Annotated in this window: 6 protein-coding genes; 3 read left to right on the forward strand and 3 right to left on the reverse strand. The window is 72.5% G+C overall.

The genetic code is table 11. The annotated features are described in order from the left end of the window. Window positions 1-1,258, reverse strand: a 1,258-nt coding sequence (locus CCN42_RS08500) for an extracellular solute-binding protein (protein ID WP_086734258.1), incomplete at its 3' end; no start/stop codon positions are given. Between the two features lie 159 nt (window positions 1,259-1,417). Between CCN42_RS08500 and CCN42_RS08505 the strand changes: the two genes are divergently transcribed. The 3 genes from CCN42_RS08505 to CCN42_RS08515 all read left to right on the forward strand — a co-directional run bounded on the left by CCN42_RS08505 (window position 1,418) and on the right by CCN42_RS08515 (window position 4,651). Next, window positions 1,418-2,362, forward strand: a complete 945-nt coding sequence (locus CCN42_RS08505) for an ROK family protein (RefSeq protein WP_086734250.1) — start codon at window positions 1,418-1,420, stop codon at window positions 2,360-2,362. Between the two features lie 101 nt (window positions 2,363-2,463). Then, entirely contained in the window at window positions 2,464-3,597 is a 1,134-nt protein-coding gene (nagA, locus tag CCN42_RS08510) for an N-acetylglucosamine-6-phosphate deacetylase (protein WP_086734260.1), read from the forward strand. Window positions 3,598-3,721: 124 nt separating this feature from the next. After that, the gene (locus CCN42_RS08515) at window positions 3,722-4,651 is read left to right on the forward strand and encodes a 1-phosphofructokinase family hexose kinase (protein WP_086734252.1); all 930 of its coding nucleotides are present in this window, start codon (window positions 3,722-3,724) and stop codon (window positions 4,649-4,651) included. A gap of 12 nt (window positions 4,652-4,663) precedes the next feature. On the opposite strand, the gene CCN42_RS08520 is transcribed toward CCN42_RS08515, so the two are convergent. After that, window positions 4,664-5,602, reverse strand: a complete 939-nt coding sequence (locus CCN42_RS08520; protein ID WP_086734254.1) for a CBM35 domain-containing protein — start codon at window positions 5,600-5,602, stop codon at window positions 4,664-4,666. A 119-nt stretch (window positions 5,603-5,721) separates the two neighbouring features. After that, window positions 5,722-7,395 carry a diguanylate cyclase CdgB gene (gene cdgB / locus CCN42_RS08525; protein WP_086734256.1) on the reverse strand — a complete coding sequence of 558 codons (1,674 nt, stop codon included), beginning with the start codon at window positions 7,393-7,395 and terminating at the stop codon, window positions 5,722-5,724. Between the last annotated feature and the right edge of the window lie 382 nt (window positions 7,396-7,777).

The raw sequence follows: 7,777 nt of genomic DNA on the forward strand, positions 1-7,777 counted from the left end.
CGCTCTCCGCGTTGAGCGCGGTGGTCTCCAGCTTGCCGAGCACGGCCGACGGGCTGCCGCCGGGCGCGACCGCCTGCCCGATGCGCTTCTTGACCTCCGCGGCGACCTGCGCCCAGGACGTCTTGCCCACCGGGTACAGCTCGGCGAGCGGCAGCTCCTTCAGGAACGGCTGGAGCGCCTTGTCCTCGTCGGCGGCGCTCATGACCTCGTACGCGGAGTTGGTGACCGGCAGCAGGTCGTACTCACGGGAGAAGTCGAGCACGTTCTCGTCGCTGTAGACGAAGTCGAGGAACTCGCCGACCTGCTCCTTGTGGCCGTTCTGCCTGAACGCCAGCATCCAGTCGGCGACACCCATGGTGGCCTTGGACTCGCCGTCGACGCCGGGCATCGGCACCATGCCGAACTTCACGCCCTTGTTCTCGGCGGTCTTCATCAGCGAGGGGTGGCCGTTGAGCATGCCGACCTGCCCGTCGGCGAACGCGGCGAAGGCGTCGGCGCGGTTGAGCTTGCCGGGGGCGACCGGCCCGGTGAGGTCCTTGCCGACGAGTTCGTCCCGCAGCCAGGTGAAGGTCTCGACGTTCTCCGGGGAGTCGATGCCGTAGCCGCCGGAGCTGTCGGTGTAGCCGCCGCCCCCGCTGAGCAGCCACTGCATGGTCTCGGCCTGCGCCTCCTCCGGGCCGAGCGGCAGCGCGTACGGGTACTTCACGCCCTCCGCCTTCAGCGCGGCGGCGGCGTCGGCCAGCTCCTCCCAGGTGGTGGGCGGGGTGAGGCCGGCCTCGGCGAAGAGGGTCTTGTTGTAGAAGAGCAGCCGGGTGGAGGCCGCGAACGGCATCCCGTACTGCGCGCCGTCGATCTGCCCGGCGGTGGCGAGCTGGCCGGCGAAGTCGGCCTGTACGGGGATGGAGAGCAGTTCGTCGGCCGGGTAGAGGAGTCCGGCGTCCGCGTAGTCGGCGTAGGCGCCGATCTGCGCCATGTCGGGGGCGTCGCCGGCCTCGACCATCTCCTTGACCTTGCGGTCGACGTCGTTCCAGGAGTAGACGCTGACCTCGATCTTCACCCCGGGATGGGCGGCCTCGTACTTCTCGACCAGCTCGCTCCAGTACTTCTTGGAGCTGTTGGCCGCGCTGTCGCCGTAGTCGGCGGCGACCAGCCGCAGGGTCACGTCACCGGAGTCCCCGGTGAGGCCGCAGCCGCCCAGGACCGCCGTCATGCCCAGTGCGGACACCACCGCGATCATTCCTGCCTTGCGCCGCTGCACCGCTTCCCCAACCCCTGTCGACTCACGTTGTTCCGCTGTCCGGATTCCGGACTCCTGCAGCCCGAATTCCGTAGGGAGGTCTACACCTCCCAGGAAACAAGGTCTACACCACGCGAGTGGACTAGACCTCTTCCGGGTCCTCGGGCCACACTGTCCCCCGTGAGACACGTCATCGCCCTCGATGTGGGCGGCACCGGGATGAAGGCCGCCCTGGTCGGGGCGGACGGCGCGCTGCTGCACCAGGCGCGCCGGGCCACCGGGCGCGAACGCGGGCCCGAGGCGGTCGTGCGGACCATCCTCGACTTCGCCGCCGAGCTGCGCGCCCACGGCGAGCGGCACCTCGGCACCCCCGCGTCCGCCGCCGGCGTCGCCGTCCCCGGCATCGTCGACGCCGACCGCGGCGTCGCCGCCTACGCCGCCAACCTGGGCTGGCGCGACGTCCCCCTGCGCGACCTGCTCAGCGCCCGGCTGTCCGGCACCCCCGTCGCCCTCGGCCACGACGTTCGCACCGGCGGCCTCGCCGAAGGCCGGATCGGCGCGGGCCGGGACGCCGACCGCTTCCTCTTCGTCCCGCTCGGCACCGGCATCGCCGGGGCCATCGGCATCGACGGCCGGGTGGAGGCGGGCGCGCACGGCAACGCGGGCGAGATCGGCCACATCGTCGTACGGCCCGGCGGCATCGCCTGCCCCTGCGGCCAGCGCGGCTGCCTGGAGCGCTACGCCTCCGCCGCCGCCGTCAGCCAGGCCTGGGCGAATGCGGCCGGCGACCCCGGCGCGGACGCGGCGGACTGCGCCGAGGCCGTCATGTCCGGGGACCCGAACGCCGTCCGGATCTGGCAGGAGGCGGTGGACGCCCTCGCCGACGGCCTGGTCACCGCCCTCACCCTGCTGGACCCCCGCACGATCGTCATCGGTGGCGGGCTCGCCGAGGCGGGGGAAACCTTGTTCACACCGCTGCGGGACGCCGTCCGGCGGCGCGTCACCTTCCAGAAGCCGCCGTCCATCGTCCCCGCGGCCCTGGGGGACACGGCCGGCTGCCTGGGCGCGGGGCTCCTGGCCTGGGATCTCCTCGACACAACGGACAGTACGGAGGAACCGACGTGACGGCTACGCCGCCAGGGGTGCGGGACAGTATCGACCAGCGGCTCCGCCGCGGGGCACGACCAGCCACGAACCTCCCGCACCCCGCGACGGAGAGGACTCCGCTGCTCCTGACCGGTGCGCACCTCGTCCTCCCCACGGGAACCGTGCAGAACGGCCGGCTGGCCGTCGACGGCACCCGCATCGCCGCCGACGCACCGGAGGGCGCCCACGTCCTCGACGTGTCCGGCCACTGGCTGGTCCCCGGCTTCGTGGACCTCCACAACCACGGCGGCGGCGGAGCCAGCTTCACCAGCGGCACCGTCGACGACGTCCTCCAGGGCATCCGCACCCACCGCACCCACGGCACCACCACATTGGTCGCCTCCACCGTCACCGGCGACCTGCGCTTCCTCGCCGAACGCGCCGGGCTCCTCAGCGAGCTGGCCGAGCAGGGCGACATCGCCGGCATCCACTTCGAGGGACCGTTCATCTCGCCGTGCCGCAAGGGCGCCCACTCCGAGGAACTGCTGCGCGACCCGGACCCGGCGGAGGTGCGCGGGCTGATCGACGCGGCGCGCGGCCACGCGAAGATGGTCACCCTGGCCACCGAGCTGCCGGGCGGCCTCGACTCCGTACGCCTCCTCGCGGACCACGGTGTGATCGCGGCGGTCGGCCACACCGACGCGACGTACGAGCAGACCGTGGCGGCCATCGACGCGGGCGCCACCGTCGCCACCCACCTGTTCAACGCGATGCCCGCGCTCGGCCACCGTGCCCCCGGCCCGATCGCGGCCCTGCTGGAGGACGAGCGGGTCACCGTCGAGCTGATCAACGACGGCACCCACCTGCACCCGGCCGCCCTGGAGCTGGCGTTCCATCACGCGGGCGCCGGCCGGGTCGCGTTCATCACCGACGCGATGGACGCGGCGGGCTTCGGCGACGGCCGCTACATGCTCGGCCCGCTGGAGGTCGAGGTCGCGGACGGGGTGGCCCGGCTGGTGGAGGGCGGCTCGATCGCGGGCTCCACCCTCACCCTGGACCGTGCCTTCAAGCGGGCGGTGACCGTCGACCGGCTGTCCGTCGAGGACACGGTGGCCGCGCTGTCCGCCAACCCGGCCCGGCTGCTCGGCCTGTCCGACCGGATCGGCTCGCTGGAGCCCGGGAAGGACGCCGACCTGGTGCTGCTGGACGCGGACTTCGAGCTGACGGGCGTGATGCGCCGCGGCGAGTGGGTGGTTCAGCCACAACTGGGGTAGTCCGTCCATGAGTCGACGGGACGGCGGCGTGTTCCAGGACTGGGCCGACCGCCGTCTCTTTGGCATGATCGAGCCTCCGGAAAACGTCTCGACAAGCACATTCACTCGGGGGAGGTCGGCCCAGGTGATCCTCACGGTCACGCTGAACACCGCTCTCGACATCACGTACCGCGTCAGGTCCCTGCGGCCCCACGCCACCCACCGGGTCACCGACGTCACCGAGCGCCCCGGCGGCAAGGGCGTCAACGTGGCGCGGGTGCTCGCGGCCCTCGGCCACGAGGTGACGGTCACCGGTTTCGTGGGCGGCGGCACCGGACGCGGCGTGCGGGACGGGCTCAGCGCAGCGCCGGGCGTGCGTGACGCGCTCGTCCCGGTCGGCGGCGCCACCCGGCGCACCATAGCCGTCGTCGACGAGCGGACCGGCGACACCACCCAGCTGAACGAGCCGGGCCCGCTCATCACGCCCGCCGAGTGGTCCGCCTTCCAGGAGGTCTACGGCGATCTGCTGGCCGCCGCCGACGCGGTGGCGCTGTGCGGCAGCCTCCCGCCGGGCGTCCCGGTGGGCGCCTACGCCGGACTGGTGCGCACCGCCCGCGCGGCCGGTGTCCCCGTCCTGCTGGACACCAGCGGTGAGCCGCTGCGCCGGGCCGTCGCTGCCCGCCCCGACATCATCAAGCCGAACACCGACGAGCTGGCCGAGCTGACCGGCGCCCACGAACCGCTGCGCGCCACCCAGGACGCCCGCCGGCGCGGGGCGCGGGCCGTGGTGGCCTCGCTGGGGCGGGACGGACTGCTCGCGGTGACCGCGGAGGGGCGCTGGCGGGCCGCCCCGCCCGCGCGGCTGCACGGCAATCCGACGGGCGCCGGGGACTCGGCGGTCGCGGGCCTGCTGTCGGGGCTCGTGGAGCACCTGCCCTGGCCGGACCGGCTGGCCCGCGCCACCGCCCTGTCGGCGGCGACGGTGCTCACCCCGGTGGCCGGGGAGTTCGACCGCCGCACCTACGAGGAGCTGCTGGCCGGGGTCGCGGTGACCTCGGAGGCCACCGCGGCCTGAGCCGCGCCGCCGCTACTCCACCCAGCCCTTGACCAGCCACAGCTGGTCGAGGTTGGCGTCGCACTGGTTGCCCTGCTCGCAGGAGATCTTGATGGTGTTGGTGCCCTTGTTGAGCTGGACGTAGTTGTACGTCTTCGTCCAGCCCTTCTCGTAGTCGCCCTCGGGGGCGTTCGCCCAGTTCTTCATGTCGACGGGCGTGGAGGCGGCGGTGCCGTTGACCGTGAGGGTGGCGTTGGCGTCCTTGCCGGGCACGCCGTAGCCGACGTACAGGGTGTACTTGCCGGACTCGGGGATGCCGTTGACGTTCCAGGTGACGGAGGCGCCGACGGCGTTGAAGCCGGTCACGTAGAAGCCGCCGTCGGCCTGGGCGCCCTTGACGTCCGAGGCGGTGCGGGCACCGCCGCCGAGCAGCAGCGTCTTGGCGTCGATGGCCGGCAGCTCCTCCTCCTCGGCGGCCGGGCTGCCGCTGTCCGACGGGGTCGGCTCACCGCTCTGCGTGACGGTCGGGGTGGGCGTGGTGCCGCCGCCCGCCTTGTCGTCGTCGCCCTCGCTGTTCAGCATGGCCACACCGATACCGATGACGACGGCCGCGACGACCGCGAGCGCACCGATCAGCAGCCCCTTGGTGTTGGGGCCGCGGCCCCGGCCGCCGCCCTGCGTGCCGGGCATCGGCTGCTGGGTGGTCTGGGCGCCGCCGGGGTAGGTCTCCGGCGCGGCGTAGTGGGCGCTGGCACGGCCGGGCCCGCCCTGCTGCGGCGGTATGGCCTGCCCGTAGGTGGCGTGCTGCTGCCCGCGCGGGCGATCGCCGACCGTGCGCACCCTGCTGACCGAGTTCGGGTAGCCGTAACCGCCGGACGGCGGCTGGGCGCCGTTGGCCTGACCGTCGGCGTAGAGGTAACCGAACGGGTCGTCGTCCTCGGGCGTGCTCGCGCCGTTGTTGCCGGGCGTCATCCCTCGTACTCCTCAAGCAGGTGCGGAACGGATGCGATGCGGTGGTGAGAGAGCGAGCCTACCCGCTCTCACCGCCCCGAACGGGTGACTCGGATCGCACCACCGCTCTGACCTGCGGCTCATCCCGCACGGCGGTGCTGTTTGGGACGAGATCGTTTCTCTACGTACATCCGCTCGTCCGCGGACTTGAGCACTTCGTCCGCGGTCATCCCGCAGTGCGCCCAGCCGATGCCGAAGCTGGCGCCCACCCGGACGGCCCGGCCCTCGGCCCGGATCGGCTGGATGATCTCGTTGCGCAGCCGTACGGCGAGGTCCTGGGCGTCGGCCCGGCCGAGGCCGTCGGCGAGGATGACGAACTCGTCGCCGCCGAGCCGGGCCACGGTGTCGCCGTCGCGGACGCCGTTGCTGAGCCGACGGGCGACCTCGATGAGCACGGCGTCGCCCGCGTTGTGACCGAACCGGTCGTTGATCGACTTGAAGCCGTCGAGGTCGCAGAAGAGCACCGCGAGGCCCTTGGTGCCGTCGTCGCGGTCGCCCTCGGGGGCGACGGTGTGGACGTGGTGGTCGTAGACGTCGACCTCGTAGCCGTCGCCGGGCGGGAAGTCGAAGGCGTGGCCGGACTGGTCGTAACCGTCGTAGCCCTCGAACGCGGGGTGCCCGTAGGCGGCGTCGTGGGAGTCGGCGGGGCCGGACTGGGGGCGCTGGCAGAGCCGGGCGGAGAGCCGGGAGCGCAGCTCGGCGGAGTTGGGCAGTCCGGTCAGCGAGTCGTGGGAGGCGCGGTGGGCGAGCTGGAGTTCGCGGCGCTTGCGTTCCTCGATGTCCTCGACGTGGGTGAGGAGGAAGCGGGGGCCGTCGGCGGCGTCGGCGACGACGGAGTTGCGCAGCGAGACCCAGACGTAGCTGCCGTCGCGCCGGCCGAGCCGCAGCTCGGCCCGCCCGCCCTCGGCGGAGGTCCGCAGGAGGGTGCCTATGTCCTCGGGGTGGACGAGGTCGGAGAAGGAGTAGCGGCGCATCGCGGAGGCGGGGCGGCCGAGGAGGCGGCACAGGGCGTCGTTGGTCCTGAGGATCCGGCCGTGCTGGTCGCCGCCCATCTCGGCGATGGCCATGCCGGAGGGGGCGTACTCGAAGGCCTGCCGGAAGCTCTCCTCGCTGGCCCGCAGCGCCTGCTGCTCGCGCTCCAGGCGGACCAGGGCGCGCTGCATGTTGGCCCGCAGGCGGGCGTTGCTGATGGCGATGGCGGCCTGGAAGGCGTACATCTGCAGGGCCTCGCGGCCCCAGGCGCCGGGCCGCCGCCCGTTGCGCGGGCGGTCCACGGAGAGGACGCCGATCAGTTCGCCGGAGGCGGCGCCGCCCTGGGCGCCGGGCGCGTACATCGGCGCGAAGAGGCGGTCGGAGGGGTGCCACTCGTCCTCGAAGCGGGGGGCGGGGCCCTCGGTGTACCACTGCGGGACGTCGTCGTCGTCGAGCACCCAGCCCTCGGTGTGGGGTATGAAGATCAGGTCGCCCCACTGTTCGCCCATGCTCAGCCGGCGTTCCCAGGAGGCGCGCGAGCCGACCCGGCCGGTGATCAGCGCCTCGGCGGCGGGGTTCCCGGAGAAGGCGGCCACGACGAGGTCACCGTCGGGGCGGACCAGGTTCACGCACGCCAGCTCGTACCCGAGGGCGGTGACGACGCCGTCCGCGACGGTCTGCAGTGTGTCGGCCAGGCTGCGTGCGGTGTTCATGTCCGCCATGACCTGGTGCAGCTGCCGCAGGGACGCAAGACGGACATACGGTTCCGACTCGGTCTCCATGCTCGCCCTCCCCCCGAAACCTCGCAGCGAATCATGAGGGTTGTCTTCGGCGCTGGTCGCCTCCGGCGCCATTACAGGGTGGTCGCCCTTGTATCCCCCGCCACTGAATCACAGCGCGCTGCCCACTCGGTACACAGGGTCAACAATTAACGCCCCTTGTGACTCAAGTCACAGTAGAACGTGAACAATTGGGTGGGGTTTCTGCGTTCTCCCCGTCCGTTCACCGAACGCATGGTTTGCACGAATGACCACGTTGCGCACAAGTCCGCCTTGCATGATGTCCGCCTCCGGCCCTAGGACCCGCCTCGGGCCGAGGTCCGATGCGGCGCGTTCGCACCGGAGACTAGCGTTTCCCACGTGCTGAAGACTCCCCCCTCGACCC

The sequence above is a fragment of the Streptomyces glaucescens genome, assembly GCF_002154375.1.
GTDB classification, from domain to species: domain Bacteria; phylum Actinomycetota; class Actinomycetes; order Streptomycetales; family Streptomycetaceae; genus Streptomyces; species Streptomyces glaucescens.

What these genes read in the sequence shown, in the direction of transcription:
- CCN42_RS08520 (WP_086734254.1), bottom strand. Translation starts at nt 5,602, where the DNA reads ATGACGCCCGGCAACAACGGCGCGAGCACGCCCGAGGACGACGACCCG.
- cdgB (WP_086734256.1), bottom strand. Translation starts at nt 7,395, where the DNA reads ATGGAGACCGAGTCGGAACCGTATGTCCGTCTTGCGTCCCTGCGGCAG.